We start from the raw sequence: 16,775 nt of genomic DNA on the forward strand, positions 1-16,775 counted from the left end.
GATATGAAGAAATACAGGCGTTTAAACACATTATAATCATTTATCAATTTTATTTTAATTTTAACAAAGGAAAAAAATGAAAAAAATATTATATGTTGTTTTAGCGTTATTTGGTATATTAGCTTTAGGTGCTTGTTCAAGCGATAAAAATCAAGCTAGTGCTTCTGGTGAAAAAGTTTATAAAGTAGGTATAGCTGCAAATTATCCTCCTTTTGATTTTATTAAAGATGCAAAAATTACCGGCTTTGATGTTGATTTATTGGAAGAAATTGCTAAAAGAGAAAATTTAAAACTTGAATGGGTAAATATGAGTTTTGATGGTTTAATTCCTGCCTTAAAAGCTGGAAAGATTGATATGATAGCTTCTGCTATGAGTTCAACTCCTCAAAGATTAGCAAGTATGGATTTTAGTGATACTTATTTCAATACTAAAAATTTATATTTAAAATTAAAAACAGATTCTAGTATTAGCGATAAACAAAGTTTGGAAGGTAAAAAAATAGGTGTTCAACTTGGAACTATTCAAGAAAGTGCTGCTAAGACTATTCCAAATGCTCAAGTAGTTGCAAGCGAAGAAATGTTAGCAGCAATTTTAGCTTTAAAAGCTGGCAAAGTAGATGCAGTTTTAACGGATAAAGATATTGGTAAAGGTTATTTAAAAACTAATGAAGAGTTAGAAGCATTTTTAGAAGAAAATGATGGAAGTTCAGGGTTTTGTATAGCTTTTGATAAAGGAAAACAAAATGAGCTTGTTCAAAAAATTAATGCAGGTTTAGAAAAAGTTAAAGCTGATGGTACTTACCAAAAAATCGTAGAAAAATACGATTTACAATAATTAACTTAAAGCCTTGATGCTTATATTCAAGGCTTTAAAAAAATATTCTATATCTTCTTTTGTATGCGTATAATGAAAACCCACTCTTAGCCAACCTGGTTTAGATTTTAATTCTTGATTGTCTTTTAGATTGAGTAAATCATGCCCATAAGGTCCTGCACAAGCACAACCTGCTCTTGTTTCTATCTTATAAGTTTTACTTAGTTTATAAGCTAAATCAAAAGGAGAAATTCCTTCTATATTAAAAGCAAAAATAGGTAATCTATTAGTGATATTTTTTGCATATAAGATCATTTTTGGAAAATTTGTACATTGTTTGAAAAAATATTCACAAAGTTCTTTTTCTTTTTTTTCTATATTTTTTAAACCTATTTCATTGCGTATTTTAAAAGCCAAACTTGCTCTAATAAGCTGAATAATTCCAGGCGTGCCACCTTCTTCTAAATTTTCAACTTCGCATAAATATTGTTGAGATGTTCTTGAAACATAGCCCACAGTTCCACCTGCTGCAAAGCTAGGGGTATTGCCACATAGATTTTTTTTGATAACAAGTAAGCCACAAGATCCTACACCTCCAAGTAGTTTATGAGAGCTAATAAACACTGCATCGTAAAATTTAGGATCTAAATTAGCATAAGGAGCTAAAGTGGAAATATCAAAAGCAACTATACCGTTGTGTTGTTTGATTAAAGTGTAAATTTTTTTATAATCACTTAAAATTCCTGTAACATTAGAAGCTGCATTAAAGCTTGCTATGATTTGTCTGTTTTTGGATTTTTGTAATAATTTTTCTAAAAAATTAAAATCTAATTCTCCATTTTTATCTAAGGGTACTCGAACGCATTCACACAAAGCTTCTCTAAATGAAAGTTCATTAGAATGGTGTTCATAGGGTCCAACTATAACCAAAGGTAAGGTATTTTTGTCTGTATTTTTAAAATATTTTTCTTTAATAAGTGGTGGTATATATAGACCTAAAAGTTCTTGAAATTTTTTTATAGCTGCTGAAGATCCATTCCCACAAGCTATAAGAGCAAAACTATCATCTAATTCAAGGTATTTTTTTAAATTTATTCTTGCGTTTTCATAATGCTGTTGTGTGATAAAAGAATTTAAAGAGCTATCTGAATGTGTATTTGCATAGGTGGTAAGAATTTTTTTAATTTCTTTTTCTATGCTTTTTAGTGCTAAAGCGCTAGCTGTAAAATCAAAATAATATATTCCTTTTTTTAAAATAATATCTTGTTTTAGTTTTTCAATATCCAAAAAAAATCCTCTAATTTTTTGTTAAAATTATAACATACAAAATATTTATTTTAAGGATGTGATTATAAAATTTGGTGATTTTTCAAAACGCTGTGAAACTTTGGAGCTTGAAAGTATTTTTGATTTTTATAGTATTTTTGATGAGTTTGAATTTGATTTGAAATTAAGTTTATATGAAAATATCTTAAATGTTTTTATTTTGAAAGCCTTTGATATTTTAGCTTCTTTAAATTTAGATGAGAATGCTTTAAAAGCTTTGAGTGTTTTAAGTAAAAACGATAGAAAACGCTATTCTATTAATAAATCTATTCCGCATTTTCAGGCTCTAGGAATTATTAATAAACTTTTAGAGAAAAATATTTTGATCTTAGAAAAAAGTCAAGAAAAGCCAATTATAAAAAACAAAAGACAGAAAGTTAAAAAAGAATTGCGCTCTTATAATATACAAGATAAGGTTGTTTTTAAAAATCAAGGATTAAGATTTTTCTTTTATTTTATATATCCTAAACTTAATTTAATCGCGATGAAAAAATATAATGAATTAATAGAACTTATCCAAGAAAATTTGGAAAAATACCAAAGTTTTACTTTTGAACTTTTATGTAAAGAATTTTTAGCAAAAAAACTTAAAGTGGATCAAGTGTATAGTTTTTGGAATTATTATCATGAAATAGACTTGTATTATCATGAAAACAATTTTTGTGTTTTAGGTGAAGTTAAATTTAAAGAAAGAAAAATATGTAAAAATGTTTTAAATATTTTAAAAAGTAAAGCAAAACAGTTGCAAATTCAACCTAATTTATATGTGCTTTTTTCAAAGAGTGGCTTTAGTAAAGAGCTTATTTTAAATAAGGAGCGTAATTTGCTTTTATATACTTTAGAAGATTTTCAATTTTTAATTAAGGATTAAGTGTGGATGAGAATATTTTAAAAAGTTTAGATTCTAGTGAAAAAGAAAACTTACAACAAGGATTAAAAGCCTTAATAGAGCAAACCTATGTTATAGAAAATGAATATAAGCAACTTAATGAAAACTACACTGCATTAAGACAAATGGTAAGTGAGATTATAGAGGTTTTACCTATGGCTTTGTGGATTTTAGACGCAAATAAAAATATTATTTTGCAAAACAACTTAGCTACACAAAAGCCAAAGCTTTTAGAATGCATTGATCTTGATAAAACACATTATGAACTTGAGTTTGATCATAAATTTTATCTAATCAAAATCACCTCTCATACTGATAAACTTATAGTAAATGCAACAGATATTAGTGATGAAAAAAGAAATGAAAGGTTAGCTAGCATGGGAACAGTTGCAGCACACCTAGCACATGAAATACGCAATCCTATAGGTTCTATTTCTTTATTAAGCTCTACTTTGTTTGAAAGAAGTGAGTTAAAAAATAAGCATATAGTTTTAGAAATCCAAAAAGCAATTTCAAGAGTAGAGCGTATTGTAAATTCTACTTTACTTTTTACAAAAGGAGTACATGTTAATTTAAATGAGTTTAATTTACAGGAGTTACAAGATGAGTGTGAGCAAGCTATTGGAGCTTATAATTATCTAGCTAACATCGATTTTAAATTTGAATTTTTAGATTTAAAAATCAATGCAGATAAATCTTTACTTGCTTTAGTTTTGCAAAATTTACTTTATAATGCCATAGATGCTATTGAAGAAAGCGAAAATGATGATGGTTATATAAAGGTTAAGTGCGAACAAAAAGAAGATAAGGTTTTTATTAAAGTTTATGATAATGGTGTAAGTATCAAAGATAAAAAAATGGTTTTTGAGGCTTTTAAAACAACTAAATTAAAAGGCAATGGCTTAGGTCTTTCTTTATCAAAACAAATTATTGATGCGCATAATGGAGTTTTAGGTTTTGATGAAAATCCAAAATGTTTTTTTATAGAGCTTAAAATTTAAGCTCTATAAAATAAATTTTTTCTTAAAATAATAAAAAAATTTGTCCTCATAGCTCAGCTGGATAGAGCGCAGAATTCCTAATTCTGAGGTCGCAAGTTCAAACCTTGCTGGGGACACCATTTCAAGGAAAAAGATGTTTCATATAGTCTTAGTTGAACCTCGCATACCACAAAATACAGGAAGTATAGGCAGAATGTGTTTTAATGCAGGTTTTGCTTTACATATTATCAATCCACTTTTTAGTATTGATGAAAAGGCAGTTAAAAGAGCAGGACTTGATTATTGGAAAAAATTAAATCCTTTTTTATGGGATAATTTAGAAGATTTTTTAAAAGAGTATGAAAAATTTCAAGATAGATTTTTCTTTGCGACAACTAAAACTACTCAAGCTTATTTTGATGTAAATTATCAAAAAGGTGATTTTTTATTTTTTGGAAGTGAAAGTTTTGGTTTGCCTATGGATTTAATGCAAAAAAAATGGGAAAATACTATTACTATACCGATGAAAGATTGTGGTAGAAGTTTAAATTTAGCTACAAGTGTAGGCATAGTGAGTTATGAAGCTTTGAGGCAAAATTTTGCCTCTTTTGAAAAATTTTAATGATTTAAAACTTGATTTAAAAATTCTTTCAATCTTTCATTTTTTGGGTTTTCAAAAGCTATTTTAGGACATTCATCTACTGCTATAATGCCTTTATCCATAAAGAAAATTCGATTAGCTACATTTCTTGCAAATCCCATTTCATGTGTAACTACAAGCATGGTTAGACCTTCTTTAGCTACTTCTTTCATGATATTTAAAACTTCACCTATCATTTCAGGATCTAAAGCTGAAGTTGGCTCATCAAATAAAATCACATCAGGATTCATCATTAATGATCTTGCTATGGCAATACGCTGTTTTTGTCCACCTGAAAGCTTATGAGGAAAATAATTTTCTTTATCACTTAAGCCAACTTTTTTGAGTAATTCTCGTGCTTTTTTTACTGCTTCATCTTTACCCATGATTTTTGTTTGTACTGGCGCTAGGCATAAATTTTCCAAAACATTTTTATTATTAAAAAGATTAAAATGTTGAAATACCATGCTAACTTTTTGACGAATTTTATTGATATCTGTTTTTTTATCAAGTATATTAATGTTATTGATATAAATATTACCACTATCTGGTGTTTCAAGTTTATTTAAACAGCGTAAAAAAGTACTTTTCCCACCCCCACTAGGCCCTATAATAGCAATAATATCACCTTTATGCACTTCAATGCTAATATCTTTTAAAACTTCTAAATCTCCGTATTTTTTAATCAAATTTTCTATTTTAATCATGTTTGTTTAATCTCATTTCTATAAATCTTGCAATCAGTGTTAAAATTTTAACGCTTACATAATATACAAGCCCTGTAAAAATAATAGGTTTAGGGTTGTAATAAATTGCTTGTAAGCTTTTACTTTGCATGGTAATATCCATAACGCTAATATAGCCCACTATTGAAGTTTCTTTAAATAAAGAAATAAATTCATTCATTAAAGAAGGTAAGATATTTTTAATCGCTTGCGGAAAGATGATTAGTCTCATAGAAGCAGAATAATTAAGCCCCATTGCTCTTGATGCTTCCATTTGTCCTTTGTCTACACTTTGAATTCCACTTCTTACGATTTCAGCTACATAAGCAGAACTATTAAGTCCAAGTGCAATAATAGCTACATAAAAATTATCACTCCAAGTAGCAAAAATCACTACTGAAAAAATCAAAAGCTGTAAAAGCAGAGGGGTTCCGCGTATAATGTCTATGTATTCATCTATGATGAAATTTAAACTTTGGATTTCTAAAAATCTTAAAAATGCTAGGAAAAAACCAAGTGCTATTCCTATTAAAATTCCACCCACTGTTAAGCCAAGTGTTGTGAAATAACTATGAACATAAGCTTTGGCTTCTATAGTATAAGCATATTCTCCTGTAGCTAAGCCATTTTGATCTTTAACTTGTAAAATTTCAATAGGAAATGAAAAATAAGCCCAAAAAACAATAATGGCAAAAAATACAAAAATTTTCATCGTATTTTGTTTCAATTTAAACACCTTATAAAATTTTAAAAAAACTAAGTGTATAAAAATTAAGTTTTCTTTTTACTTAAAAGCATTTTTATGTGTTTTTTTGGTAAATATCGTGAGTTAAATTTTCACATAGCTGTAAAAAATAAAATAAAATTAATATAAAATTATATTTTTTTGTAGCAAATTCATTTTTTTATGATAAATTTACACTCGATTAAATTATAAAAAGGAGATAAATATGGATTTAATATCCCAATTTGTTGGCTTTGTAAATAATCAGTATTATTCCATTTTGGTTATTTTGCTTATTATTGTAGGGTTTTATTATAGTTATTTGACGGGTTTTGTGCAATTTCGAATGCTTCCTTATGTGTTTGACATTTTGACAGAAAAGCAAGAAAAACATGAAAAACACCATATTACTCCTTTTCAGGCTTTGATGATTTCAACAGCTTCAAGAGTTGGTATAGGAAATATTGCAGGTATTGCAGTAGCAGTTGTTTTAGGCGGACCTGGCGCTTTGTTTTGGATGTGGGCTATGGCATTTTTTGGTGGCGCTTCAGCTTTTGCAGAAAGCACTTTAGCACAAGTTTATAAAAGTCGTGATGGAAAAAGTTTTAAAGGTGGCCCTGCTTATTATATTAGTAAAGCTTTAAATTTAAAATGGCTTGGAGCTGTTTTTGCGGTGATTTTAATCATTACTTATGCTTATGGATTTAATGGACTTCAAAGTCAAACTATGACTTCAGCATTTGAGTTTTATTATAAAGGTATGGTTGATGCTAGTGAAGTAAGTTTTTCGCAAAGTTGGTGGCCTATTGTAATAGGGGCTATTTTGGCTATTTTTGCTGCTTATATGTTTTTTGGCGATCACACTAAAATAGGTAAAGTAAGCTCAGTTATCGTTCCTATTATGGCGATGATTTATGTTGGTTTATCTATCATAGCAATGTTTATGAATTTTGATAAAATTCCTGAAGTGTTTTCTATGATTTTTAAAAGTGCTTTTGATTTTGAAGCTATTTTTGGTGGATTTGCAGGTTCTGCTTTGGTTATAGGTATAAAAAGAGGATTATTTTCTAATGAAGCAGGTATGGGTTCAGCACCAAATGCAGCAGCTTCAGCTCTTACAACTCACCCTGCAAAACAAGGGGTTATTCAAGCATTTTCTGTATTAATTGATGTGATTATTTGTACAAGTTCAGGATTTTTGGTATTATTTTCACTTGCTTATGCTAATAATATTGGTGTAGACGGTAAGCCTATTTTAACAGCACTACCTTTGGTACAAGAATCCATGAAAGAATATTATGGAAATCTAGGTGTACATTTCACTACTATTAGTATAGTTTTATTTGCTATTACTTCTTTGATAGGAAATTATTATTATGCTCAAGCAAATATTAAATACCTTACTCAAAATCCTATTATTATTAATCTTTTTAAAGCAAGTGCCGTGCTTATGATTTTTATTGGTGCAAATATGGATTTAAAATTTGCGTGGGATTTGGCTGATACTACTATGGCGTTTATGGCTACGATTAACATCATTTCTATTTTATTGCTTGGTGGTATAGTGAAAAAGGTATTAAAAGATTTTAGCGAGCAAAAAAGACAAGGTAGAGATCCGGTATTTAGTGCTTCAAAGCTTGGTATTAAAAACGCAGAGTGTTGGGACTAATGATAGATTATATTATTATTGCTTTGTTTATAGCTTTTATTGTTTTTCTTGTGTTTGGCTTTAACCGCCAAATGCAAGAAAAAGTCAAGCAAAGAGAAGAAAAACTAAAAACAAAGAAAGATTTTAAAAAAAATAGGTAAAATACACTAAAAAATTTTTTAAAAAAGAGTGTAAAATGAAATTGTTAATAGAAATAGGCACAGAAGAGCTTCCTGCTATTCCTTTATTAAAAGAACTTCCAAATATTACTAAAAAATGGGAAAAGATTTTACAAGAGTATCATTTAGAATCTGAATTTAAATTTTTCTATACTCCTAGAAGATTGGTTTTTATCCATGAAAATTTTAAAGAAAAACAAGATGATTCTTTTGTGGAATTTATAGGTGCACCTAAGGCGATAGCTTATAAAGATGGAAAGCTCACTCAAGCAGGACTTAGCTTTTTAGAAAAAAGTGGTTTAAAAGAAGAAGAGCTTGAATTTAAAGAAATTAAGGGTAAAGAAGTATTGTATTGTCAAAAACAAGTACAAGGCTTGCAAAGCAAAGCAGTTTTAGCTCAAATGATCGAGGCTTTTTTAAAAAGCTTGAGTTTTGGTAAAACTATGAGATGGGGTGATGGTAGCTTTGAATTTATCAGAGCTATTCGCTCGCTTTGTTGTATTTTAAATGATGAATTGATTGAGTTTGAAAGCTATGGTGTTAAAAGTGCAAAAAGTACTTTTGTGCATAGAAGTGTTAGTTATGATTTGATAGCTTTTTCAAATATTGATGAGTATCTTAAGACTCTAGAGCAAAATTATATTATTTTAGATCAAGAACAAAGAAAAAAACTTATCATTGAGCAGTTAAAGACACTTGAAAAAGAAAATGATATTACTATTGCAGAAGATGATGAGCTTTTAGCTGAAGTTGTAGCTATCACAGAGTATCCAAAGGCATTATTAGGGCATTTTGAAAAAGAGTATTTAGAAATCCCAAGCGAAGTGATAATTACTTCTATGAGAGAAAATCAACGCTATTTTGCAGTATTTAAAAACAATACTCTAAGCAATCATTTTATTGTAGTTTCTAATGCGGTTTGTGAAGATTATTCTAAAATCATTAATGGAAATGAAAGAGTTTTAAGAGCAAGATTAAGTGATGCGATGTTTTTTTGGAAAAATGACTTAGCGCAGGGTTTAAATAATGATAAAATAAGCCAAATGGTTTATCTTGAAGGACTTGGAACCTTAAAAGATAAAATTATTAGAGAACAAAAAATTGCTACTAAGCTTTGTGAAGTTTTTGCTAATACTCAAAAAGATGAAATTTTAAAAGCTATAGAATACTCAAAAGCTGATCTAAGTACTCAAATGGTGTATGAATTTACTGATCTTCAAGGCATTATGGGATCTTATTATGCTAAGGCTATGGGTATGAGCGATGAGCTTGCTTTGGCGATTAAAGAACAATACCTTCCAAATGGCGATAATTCAGCTATGCCAAGTAATGAATTTAGTTCTATTGTAGCTTTGGCTTATAAATTTGATACACTCGTGGGGCTTTTTTCAATGGGGAAAATCCCAAGTGGTACAAAAGATCCTTATGCTTTAAGAAGAGCAGCAAATGGTGTTTTAAAAATTATTCTAGCTTTAAATAAAAATTTTGATCTTAAGATATTTTTAGAAACAATAGCTAGTGAGTATAAAAGCTTTGATTTGAAAATTTTATTAGACTTTATCTTAGAGCGTTTATATACTTTTTATGAAGTAAATGCTTCTTTTGTTAAAGCTGTACTTAGCTCTAAAACTTATGATGTTATTTATATTGATTCTTGTATTAAAGCTTTAATACAAAGTGCAAATAAGGCAGATTTTAGTCAAAATTTTGCTACTTTTAAGCGCTTGGCAAATATTGCAATATTAAGTGAAGTTCAAATTAATGAAAATTTGTTTAACACTCAAGAGGAAAAAGATTTATACCAAGCTTTTATGCAGTGTAAAACAAAAGAAAATAACACCCAAGAGCTTTTAGAAAGCCTTTTTGCACTAAAACCACAAATTGATGCTTTTTTTGATAAAGTAATGATTAATGACAAAGATGAAAATATTAAAAACAATCGTCAAGCTTTAGTATGTGCAATTTATCGTGGGTTTTTAAAAATAGCTGATATTAAAGAGCTTAGCGTATGAGAAAAATTCTTTTTTTACTTTGTTTTTTGGTATTTGTATTAGAAGCTAGAGAGATTGAGCTTGTAAAAGGTCAAGTAGTTTTTTTAGAATTTGATAAAAATAATTTTTTACAAATTAGCTCAAATTCTAAAAAACTTCCTTTTTTTGAGTATAAAAATAAAGTCATTGTTAGTATAGCTATACCTTATAAAAATCCTAAAGATAGAAAATTAATAGCTGAATTTAAAGATAATTCCAAAGAAGAAATTAACATAAAATTTAGCGAAGGAAACTATAAAAAAGAATTTTTAAAAGTTAGTGCTTCTAAGGTTAATCCACCTAAAGAAACACTTGATCGCATTAGCAAAGAATATCAAGAAGCTATTAAGGTTTATAATACTTATACCAATATGGCTTTATTTGAAGGCAATTTTACATACCCTTTAGAAAGTAAAATTACAAGTGCTTTTGGAAAAGCAAGATTGTTTAATGATACTCTTAAAAGTTATCATAGCGGAACTGATTTTAGAGCAGCAAGTGGGACAAAAATTTATGCTAGCAATGATGGTATTGTAAGGATTGCTTCAAATCGTTATTATGCAGGAAATTCAGTGGTAATTGATCATGGATATGGGATTTATTCTCAGTATTATCATCTATCAAAACTTAATGTAAAAGTAGGACAAAAGGTAAAAAAGGGTGAGCTTATAGGTTTGAGTGGAGCTAGCGGTAGGGTTACAGGGCCACATTTGCATTTTGGAATTTTAGTTAATGGTGTGCAAGTTGATCCACTTGATTTTATAGCCAAATTTAATGCTTTATAATGATAGCTTTTAGTGAGTTTTTTCAAAATTGGATTGATAAATATTACTCCCAAGCTGTGAGTGTTGGTAAAAATGGAGATTTTTATACCGCAGTTAGCGTGGGAAATCTGTTTGGAACGCTCTTAGCTAATCATTTTTTAAAACTTATAGATGATAAAAAGCTAATTTTACCGGTTGAAGTTGTAGAAATAGGGGCAAATGAAGGGTATTTAATGCTTGATTTTATACAAGCTCTATACACTCTTAGGGCCGATGTTCTAGAGCAGATTGAGTGTTTTATCATAGAGCCACATGAAAAATTAAAATGTGTTCAAAAAAAACTTTTTGATGAGTATGATTTGGATGTAAAAATTTATAATTCTTTGGAAGAATGTCATTTTAAAAACGCCTTTTTTTACGCTAATGAATTATTTGATTGTTTTGCGTGTGAGCTTATAAAAGATAGAACAATGGCATATGTTGATGATGATTTAAACATTATTTTTAAAGCTATGAATGAAGATCTTTTAAAAGAATGTGAAAAATATTCTATCACTAATAGCGAGCTTTGTATTTCTTATAAACCCTTTTTATCCAAATTAAAACAAACCTGTGAAAAACTAACTTTTGCGTGTTTTGATTATGCAAAAAAAGAAGAAAAAATTAGTATTAGAATGTATAAAAATCACCAAGTGTATAATCTTTTTGAAGAAAACTTAAAAGATTTTTTTGCTAAAAGCGATATTACATATAATGTAAATTTTGATCATTTTTTACAAGTTTTAAAAGAAGAGGGCTTTGAGGTGTTAGAATATAAAAATCAAAATCAAGCCTTAATTGACTTTGGTTTGGAAGAAATTATCGAGCAAGTTAAAAATATTAACCTCCAAATTTATAAAAACTTTATCAACCAAAGTAAAAATTTGATGTTTAACTTTGGCGATAAGTTTAAGTTTTTAGAATTTAAGCTTTAAAATCACTGCTTGTAATATCAAGCCCAAAGCCTTTTAAGCCTATAAATTCTTTATCGGTATTTTGACTTAGAAGTTTGATTTTTGAAATTTTTAAATACCTTAAAATTTGCGCTCCTATGCCATAATTTTTAAATTGTATGTTTTCTTGTTTTTCATTTTTCATGAAAATGATTACACCACCTTTTTGACTTAAAAATTCAATCTGTTTTAATAATTCATTAAATTTATTAGAAGTTAGAAGCTCAAAGTCGCTTCCACTAAGATAAAATTTAACATTCTCACATTCTTTCAAAGTGCCAAAGCTAAAAGCTATGTGTTCATTTTCATTGTGATCTTTAAAAGTCATTTTTTTAGCTTTAAAACCTGCTAAAATACTTTCTTCTTCTTTAATTAAAGAAATCAAACTTTCATTTTTTAAACGATACTCGATTAAATCTGAAATAGTAATCATATTAATATCATGTTTTTTGCAAAAATCAAGCAAATCGCTTCTTCTAGCCATATCTCCATTATCTTTAACAATTTCACATATTACGCATGCTTCTTTTAATCCTGCCAAACGACATAAATCCACTGTTCCTTCTGTATGGCCCGTTCTTTCTAAAACTCCACCTTTTTTTGCTATCAAAGGATTAATATGACCAGGACGCACAAAATCACTTGCCTTTGCATTATCATCAGCAAAAATTTGTATAGTCATATCTCTTTCGTAGGCACTTACTCCTGTTGTTGCATTTTTTGCATCGACAGTGATGGTAAAAGCTGTTTCGTGATTTGATGTGTTTTTAGGTACCATTAAAGGTAGTTCAAATTTTTTAGCTAAGTTCTCACTTAATGCTACACATACCACACCTCTTGCGTGAGTGATGGTAAAATTTACTTTTTCTTGTGAGCTAAATTGTGCAGGGAAAATCAAATCCCCTTCATTTTCCCTATCTTCTGCATCCACCATTACCAACATCTTACCATCTTGAAGTTCTTTTATAGCTTGTTCTATACTTATATATCCCATAAAATCATTCCTTGAAAATATTTTAAAAATATTATAGCATTTTTCTTGACATTGTATAAAAAATAATATATAATATCACTTTTAATTTAAATAAAAAATTTCTATTGGGGTATCGCCAAGCGGTAAGGCAACAGGTTTTGGTCCTGTCATTCAGGGGTTCGAATCCCTTTACCCCATCCACTTCATATGATGCCGCGAAGTAGAGCAGTGGTTAGCTCGTCGGGCTCATAACCCGAAGGTCGGGAGTTCAAATCTCCCCTTCGCAACCATTATATAAAAATAACTTATAATCTATTTCAACAGATGTTTTTTAGCAATATTGAAATCAAATTAATTTAAAATTTCTAAAATTATTGAAATTTTAAAAATGCAATACAAAGAATAAAATAGATAAAATAATATTTAACAAGAATAAATGGCGAGTTTAATAGGCGTATGATTTATTAATTAAATTATTGCACATGCTTTGTATTTTATTGTAAAAATGTAAAAAAATGATATTTTTTGCTAAATAGGTAATGTATTAAAATTTTTAGAGTGCAAGAAAAAAACAATATTGATTTAAAGTCTAACAAATAAAAATATTTCTTAATTGATGAAGTGCAAATGAGGAAACTTTATATTTTAAAGCTGGATATAACAAGATAGTATTATAAGCTGCTAACTACTTAATCATTTCTTGATTAAATTCTTTAAGATCTATAAATAATAAATCTTTATAATGATTAACAAATGCTTCTTTTAAGGTTTTATTAAATATTTCATTATGAATATTCATTCTAAGATTCTTTAGATAAGTACAATAATGAGTAGTGTTAAGTTCTTTAAATAAAACATTCATAGTTTTTTAAATTCACAGCCATTATCTGTGAGTATGCTAAATTCTTTTATGAGTATTATTAGTTTTTAAGATAATAACAAAACTTTTAAGATATGCTAGTATATCTTGTCTTTTTAGGAGATAAAGCTACAGTATAATCAATTCTTGTAACTAAATCTATCATAGTAAGTATATATTTTTATTTTATTATCGACATATTTTATAGTATCTATTGCCCAAGTATTCATAGGAGTTGTTTTAAGATTTTTTTAGTTATCTATTTTTAACTTTCTCTTGTAGCTTTTATTTTGACCTAGATAATTAATTCTTGTAAGTGTTATTCTCATTTTATCTTTAGAGATGATTCTTCCTATGGTGGAAACACTAGGAGGTAGGCTTTAAAAAATAATACAATCTTTCTTTATCTAAATTTATATAAATATGCCTAAGTCTTTTAATATTTAAAGTAATTTCCAAATCAAAAGAACTTCTTATATTTTTTACTTTAGTGTATTTTGTATTTAGGGTATTTAAATTATCATTATTTTTGTGATAAATTTCTTGTTTTCTAAAAAGTATCTTTTTATCTATATTAAAAGCTTCTAAAGTAGCTTTTAAACCATGATGCTTATGAAAGATATAATTTTTATTCTTTGTTCTATTATTTTATGTTTTATTTCAAAAATATAACTATATTCTCTTAATTTAGCAAATCCTTTTATACATCTAAATAAATAATCTGTTTGGATAAATATTCCTTAGTTAGTTTTATTAATCAAATATTTCTTGATTGGTAAATAAAAGATAGTAGTTTTATTAACTAAGAAAGTGCCAAATGTGTTCGAACTTGTGTGATAATATTTTATCTTGATGTTTTTAATCTTCACATTGAAGCAATATAAAATAAGTATAAGAAATTAATTTTAAAATATTTTGTATAATTATTCTAAGGTATATTGTAGCAATTATTATGTTATTGTAATAATAATCAAGATTTATTTAATGATTACTCTCTCTTTTTTTATGAGTCATTAAATGATATAAGAATAAATTATACTCTTGTTTTCTAAGTTGATAACATGAAATAATATTTATTTTATACTCTTCTTGAATATTAAAGATAATAAATATCTAACCACTGCAATAATCTTTAAAAAATATTGATTAAGTTTGATGTTGAAATAATGTATGCCGTACTGCCTTCTATATAGTATGAACTACAAGTAAAATTCTTTCTTTTTTTAAAAATATGATCTTCTTCATCACTTGATTGATATAACTAAGCCATATTTATATGTAAATCACTGATTTGATCTTGTTAAAACCAATTGCAATGAAACTTAAAATAAATATGGTAGTTTTGATTTTTAAACATTTGAAGAAATGGAATAAAAATCCTGAAAAAATTATCAATTATTTTAAAATAATTATAGATAAACATGACAATGAGATAAATATATAGTATTAATTTTAAAATCCAATTTTATACAAATCCAACATAATAAAGAATTTCATCACTTAGTTATTTTAAACAAACAATTGCGTTAAAAAATGAAATCATAAATAATGCTATGAAAAATATATCAAACTTATAGGATAAAATTTTTAAGTAAAAAACTATAAATGGAGTGCGGTTGTAAATATCAAAGAAACTACACCAATGAATGATTTAGAAAATCTTTTTTAAACACTTTTAAAAATACGGCTTTTAATGCCATTAAATAGCAATCACCGTGATGAAGAAGAGAAGAAGCAAGATAAGGTTTTCAAAAGAAGCACCTTTTCTTTTCTTCTCTAAATAAAATACACCTTATAGGTGCTATATGTTTTGTACTAAAATGGGTGCTAGGGTTGTCTAAGTGTGTAGCACGGAAAGCGGACAAAGTCTGCCGCTTAATATTAAGATTAAACAGATATATCTAAAAGCTGATCTTTTTTATTGTCTGCTTTATCTGTATTTGTAGAATTACTTTGTTCTTCTTTTTTAGCTTCAGCTTCTACTTTTTTTGTATTATCATTCTCAGCTTTTTTTTCTTGTTCAAATTTAGCTTCTTCAAGTTTTAATAGTGGTTTTGCTGTATAACGCAAGCTTGTATCAATAACTTGATTACAACATTGAGAATATACTAATCCCATCATTATCCTTTAGTGATTTATACAAATACCTAATTTAGCACAAGCTTGATGCTGATAAATAGGCTGATGTATTGTCTAGCAATTATGAAAAGTTGCACAAGTTAAAATTCTATCTTGTTGTTGTGAATTATTAAAATTTTTCTTGCTATGATAACTATGATTTAAAGCTAAAGCAACGCTAGATAATGAAGCAATAACTGCTAAACCTAAGATAATTTTTTTCATTATTTTTGAGCCTTTTTGTGATTATTTTTGATATATAAATAATTATAAAAGTCAAAAAATTAATTTAATATTAAATAAGAGAAAAAAACAAAATTTGCTTAAATATTGAAAAAAATTACTCAACTTTTTTTGTTTTTTCTCGCGCGTATGCGTTTTTATATATTAAAAAAAGCAGGGGATGGATTTTCACAAAAGTCTATGTGATAGGAGATAGTGAAATATTAAGTGGATAAAGTCAAAGATGATAGAGATACTTTAAGAACTTTGTTTGAAACACACAAGACAAATAATGAAAGATTAGAAACTCGACTAAAAGAAATAGGCAGATGGTGCGAAAAAAATTTAAGCGTGGAGCAGTTAAAAGAAATATTTCCATTAAAAGCCGAAAGAATAGAAAAAGAGCTTAAATATCAAAGAGCTTTTGAAAATTCTTTTGAACAAGCAAAAACTAAAAGAAACGATAGAGGGTTTGGGTTTAATAGATAGTTTTCCTTTTTGGTGCTTTAGCAAATCGCACCTGTTAAGGTGCTATGATTTGCGATAATTGGGGTGCGGGGGTTGTCTAAGTGTGTAGTACGGAAAGCGGATAAAGTCTGCCGCTTAATATTAAGATTAAACAGATATATCTAAAAGCTGATCTTTTTTATTGTCTGCTTTATCTGTATTTGTAGAATTACTTTGTTCTTCTTTTTTAGCTTCAGCTTCTACTTTTTTTGTATCTTCTTGCTGTTTAGCAATCGCCTCTTCTAATGCAGGTTTATCTCGATATTCTACTTTGGTATCTACCAAGCCGTGACAAGTATTAACAAACATTAACAATATCCTGTCCATTTGCAAAAAGCATCTTGATAAATAGGTTGATGTATTGTCTGGCAATTATGAAAAGTTG

17 protein-coding genes and 3 tRNA genes are annotated in these 16,775 nt (G+C 27.8%); 13 read left to right on the forward strand and 7 right to left on the reverse strand.

Annotated elements, in window-relative coordinates; genetic code table 11:
• Positions 1 to 76: 76 nt before the first annotated feature.
• On the forward strand, positions 77 to 835 hold the full coding sequence (locus tag CAMP5063_RS03980; protein ID WP_263671483.1) for a basic amino acid ABC transporter substrate-binding protein: 759 nt from the start codon (positions 77 to 79) through the stop codon (positions 833 to 835).
• On the opposite strand, the gene CAMP5063_RS03985 is transcribed toward CAMP5063_RS03980, so the two are convergent.
• Positions 836 to 2,101 carry an aminotransferase class V-fold PLP-dependent enzyme gene (locus tag CAMP5063_RS03985; RefSeq protein ID WP_263709456.1) on the reverse strand — a complete coding sequence of 422 codons (1,266 nt, stop codon included), beginning with the start codon at positions 2,099 to 2,101 and terminating at the stop codon, positions 836 to 838.
• 58 nt (positions 2,102 to 2,159) lie between these two features.
• Between CAMP5063_RS03985 and CAMP5063_RS03990 the strand changes: the two genes are divergently transcribed.
• From CAMP5063_RS03990 to CAMP5063_RS04005, 4 genes are all read left to right on the forward strand, one after another.
• A complete protein-coding gene (locus tag CAMP5063_RS03990; protein WP_337194852.1) occupies positions 2,160 to 3,011 on the forward strand; it encodes a DUF234 domain-containing protein in 852 nt (283 codons plus the stop codon).
• Between the two features lie 2 nt (positions 3,012 to 3,013).
• Complete coding sequence (locus CAMP5063_RS03995; protein WP_337194853.1) at positions 3,014 to 4,030, forward strand: fla regulon two-component system sensor histidine kinase FlgS; 1,017 nt, start codon at positions 3,014 to 3,016, stop codon at positions 4,028 to 4,030.
• 42 nt (positions 4,031 to 4,072) lie between these two features.
• A tRNA-Arg gene (locus CAMP5063_RS04000) sits at positions 4,073 to 4,149 on the forward strand.
• Between the two features lie 14 nt (positions 4,150 to 4,163).
• Positions 4,164 to 4,631, forward strand: a complete 468-nt coding sequence (locus tag CAMP5063_RS04005) for a tRNA (cytidine(34)-2'-O)-methyltransferase (RefSeq protein WP_133319272.1) — start codon at positions 4,164 to 4,166, stop codon at positions 4,629 to 4,631.
• Here the strand turns inward: CAMP5063_RS04005 and CAMP5063_RS04010 are convergent.
• The gene (locus CAMP5063_RS04010; protein WP_263661710.1) at positions 4,628 to 5,356 is read right to left on the reverse strand and encodes an amino acid ABC transporter ATP-binding protein; all 729 of its coding nucleotides are present in this window, start codon (positions 5,354 to 5,356) and stop codon (positions 4,628 to 4,630) included. The genes CAMP5063_RS04005 and CAMP5063_RS04010 overlap by 4 nt on opposite strands.
• Positions 5,349 to 6,101, reverse strand: a complete 753-nt coding sequence (locus CAMP5063_RS04015; RefSeq protein ID WP_133319270.1) for an amino acid ABC transporter permease — start codon at positions 6,099 to 6,101, stop codon at positions 5,349 to 5,351. Before CAMP5063_RS04015 ends, CAMP5063_RS04010 begins: the two co-directional genes overlap by 8 nt.
• Positions 6,102 to 6,324: 223 nt before the next feature.
• On the opposite strand from CAMP5063_RS04015, the gene CAMP5063_RS04020 reads away from it, so the two are divergent.
• The 5 genes from CAMP5063_RS04020 to CAMP5063_RS04040 are packed head-to-tail and all read left to right on the forward strand — an operon-like array spanning position 6,325 to position 11,693.
• Positions 6,325 to 7,767: an alanine/glycine:cation symporter family protein gene (locus CAMP5063_RS04020; protein WP_263659973.1), complete on the forward strand. Its 1,443-nt coding sequence runs from the start codon at positions 6,325 to 6,327 to the stop codon at positions 7,765 to 7,767.
• Entirely contained in the window at positions 7,767 to 7,907 is a 141-nt protein-coding gene (locus tag CAMP5063_RS04025; RefSeq protein ID WP_337194854.1) for a hypothetical protein, read from the forward strand. Before CAMP5063_RS04020 ends, CAMP5063_RS04025 begins: the two co-directional genes overlap by 1 nt.
• 35 nt (positions 7,908 to 7,942) lie before the next feature.
• Positions 7,943 to 9,937 carry a glycine--tRNA ligase subunit beta gene (glyS, locus tag CAMP5063_RS04030; RefSeq protein WP_337194855.1) on the forward strand — a complete coding sequence of 665 codons (1,995 nt, stop codon included), beginning with the start codon at positions 7,943 to 7,945 and terminating at the stop codon, positions 9,935 to 9,937.
• Positions 9,934 to 10,740: a M23 family metallopeptidase gene (locus CAMP5063_RS04035; RefSeq protein WP_337194856.1), complete on the forward strand. Its 807-nt coding sequence runs from the start codon at positions 9,934 to 9,936 to the stop codon at positions 10,738 to 10,740. The genes glyS and CAMP5063_RS04035 overlap by 4 nt, the downstream gene beginning before the upstream one ends.
• A gap of 2 nt (positions 10,741 to 10,742) precedes the next feature.
• Positions 10,743 to 11,693, forward strand: a complete 951-nt coding sequence (locus CAMP5063_RS04040) for an SAM-dependent methyltransferase (protein ID WP_318529632.1) — start codon at positions 10,743 to 10,745, stop codon at positions 11,691 to 11,693.
• Here the strand turns inward: CAMP5063_RS04040 and CAMP5063_RS04045 are convergent.
• Positions 11,683 to 12,705 (reverse strand): bifunctional 3,4-dihydroxy-2-butanone 4-phosphate synthase/GTP cyclohydrolase II, encoded by a 1,023-nt coding sequence (locus CAMP5063_RS04045; protein WP_337194857.1) that lies wholly within the window; start codon positions 12,703 to 12,705, stop codon positions 11,683 to 11,685. The two genes, CAMP5063_RS04040 and CAMP5063_RS04045, sit on opposite strands and share 11 nt — an antisense overlap.
• A gap of 105 nt (positions 12,706 to 12,810) precedes the next feature.
• Here CAMP5063_RS04045 and CAMP5063_RS04050 point away from each other — a divergent pair.
• Both CAMP5063_RS04050 and CAMP5063_RS04055 read left to right on the forward strand, forming a co-directional pair.
• Positions 12,811 to 12,885 (forward strand) — tRNA-Gln (locus CAMP5063_RS04050).
• A 13-nt stretch (positions 12,886 to 12,898) separates the two neighbouring features.
• Positions 12,899 to 12,974 (forward strand) — tRNA-Met (locus CAMP5063_RS04055).
• Positions 12,975 to 15,430: 2,456 nt separating this feature from the next.
• Here the strand turns inward: CAMP5063_RS04055 and CAMP5063_RS04060 are convergent.
• Both CAMP5063_RS04060 and CAMP5063_RS04065 read right to left on the reverse strand, forming a co-directional pair.
• Entirely contained in the window at positions 15,431 to 15,661 is a 231-nt protein-coding gene (locus tag CAMP5063_RS04060; protein ID WP_133319264.1) for a hypothetical protein, read from the reverse strand.
• 75 nt (positions 15,662 to 15,736) lie between these two features.
• The gene (locus CAMP5063_RS04065; RefSeq protein WP_337194858.1) at positions 15,737 to 15,886 is read right to left on the reverse strand and encodes a hypothetical protein; all 150 of its coding nucleotides are present in this window, start codon (positions 15,884 to 15,886) and stop codon (positions 15,737 to 15,739) included.
• Positions 15,887 to 16,111: 225 nt separating this feature from the next.
• On the opposite strand from CAMP5063_RS04065, the gene CAMP5063_RS04070 reads away from it, so the two are divergent.
• Positions 16,112 to 16,372: a hypothetical protein gene (locus CAMP5063_RS04070; RefSeq protein WP_263666860.1), complete on the forward strand. Its 261-nt coding sequence runs from the start codon at positions 16,112 to 16,114 to the stop codon at positions 16,370 to 16,372.
• Between the two features lie 126 nt (positions 16,373 to 16,498).
• Here the strand turns inward: CAMP5063_RS04070 and CAMP5063_RS04075 are convergent, their stop codons facing one another.
• Entirely contained in the window at positions 16,499 to 16,699 is a 201-nt protein-coding gene (locus tag CAMP5063_RS04075) for a hypothetical protein (RefSeq protein ID WP_263665614.1), read from the reverse strand.
• Between the last annotated feature and the right edge of the window lie 76 nt (positions 16,700 to 16,775).

Source organism: Campylobacter sp. RM5063 (assembly GCF_024723655.1).
GTDB lineage: Bacteria > Campylobacterota > Campylobacteria > Campylobacterales > Campylobacteraceae > Campylobacter_D > Campylobacter_D lari_D.

Bases quoted from the DNA above. Each gene is read 5' to 3' on its own strand.
- CAMP5063_RS03980 (WP_263671483.1), top strand. From the start codon at position 77: ATGAAAAAAATATTATATGTTGTTTTAGCGTTATTTGGTATATTAGCT.
- CAMP5063_RS04005 (WP_133319272.1), top strand. From the start codon at position 4,164: ATGTTTCATATAGTCTTAGTTGAACCTCGCATACCACAAAATACAGGA.
- CAMP5063_RS04010 (WP_263661710.1), bottom strand. From the start codon at position 5,356: ATGATTAAAATAGAAAATTTGATTAAAAAATACGGAGATTTAGAAGTT.
- CAMP5063_RS04020 (WP_263659973.1), top strand. From the start codon at position 6,325: ATGGATTTAATATCCCAATTTGTTGGCTTTGTAAATAATCAGTATTAT.
- CAMP5063_RS04025 (WP_337194854.1), top strand. From the start codon at position 7,767: ATGATAGATTATATTATTATTGCTTTGTTTATAGCTTTTATTGTTTTT.
- glyS (WP_337194855.1), top strand. From the start codon at position 7,943: ATGAAATTGTTAATAGAAATAGGCACAGAAGAGCTTCCTGCTATTCCT.
- CAMP5063_RS04035 (WP_337194856.1), top strand. From the start codon at position 9,934: ATGAGAAAAATTCTTTTTTTACTTTGTTTTTTGGTATTTGTATTAGAA.
- CAMP5063_RS04045 (WP_337194857.1), bottom strand. From the start codon at position 12,705: ATGGGATATATAAGTATAGAACAAGCTATAAAAGAACTTCAAGATGGT.
- CAMP5063_RS04060 (WP_133319264.1), bottom strand. From the start codon at position 15,661: ATGGGATTAGTATATTCTCAATGTTGTAATCAAGTTATTGATACAAGC.
- CAMP5063_RS04065 (WP_337194858.1), bottom strand. From the start codon at position 15,886: ATGAAAAAAATTATCTTAGGTTTAGCAGTTATTGCTTCATTATCTAGC.
- CAMP5063_RS04075 (WP_263665614.1), bottom strand. From the start codon at position 16,699: ATGTTTGTTAATACTTGTCACGGCTTGGTAGATACCAAAGTAGAATAT.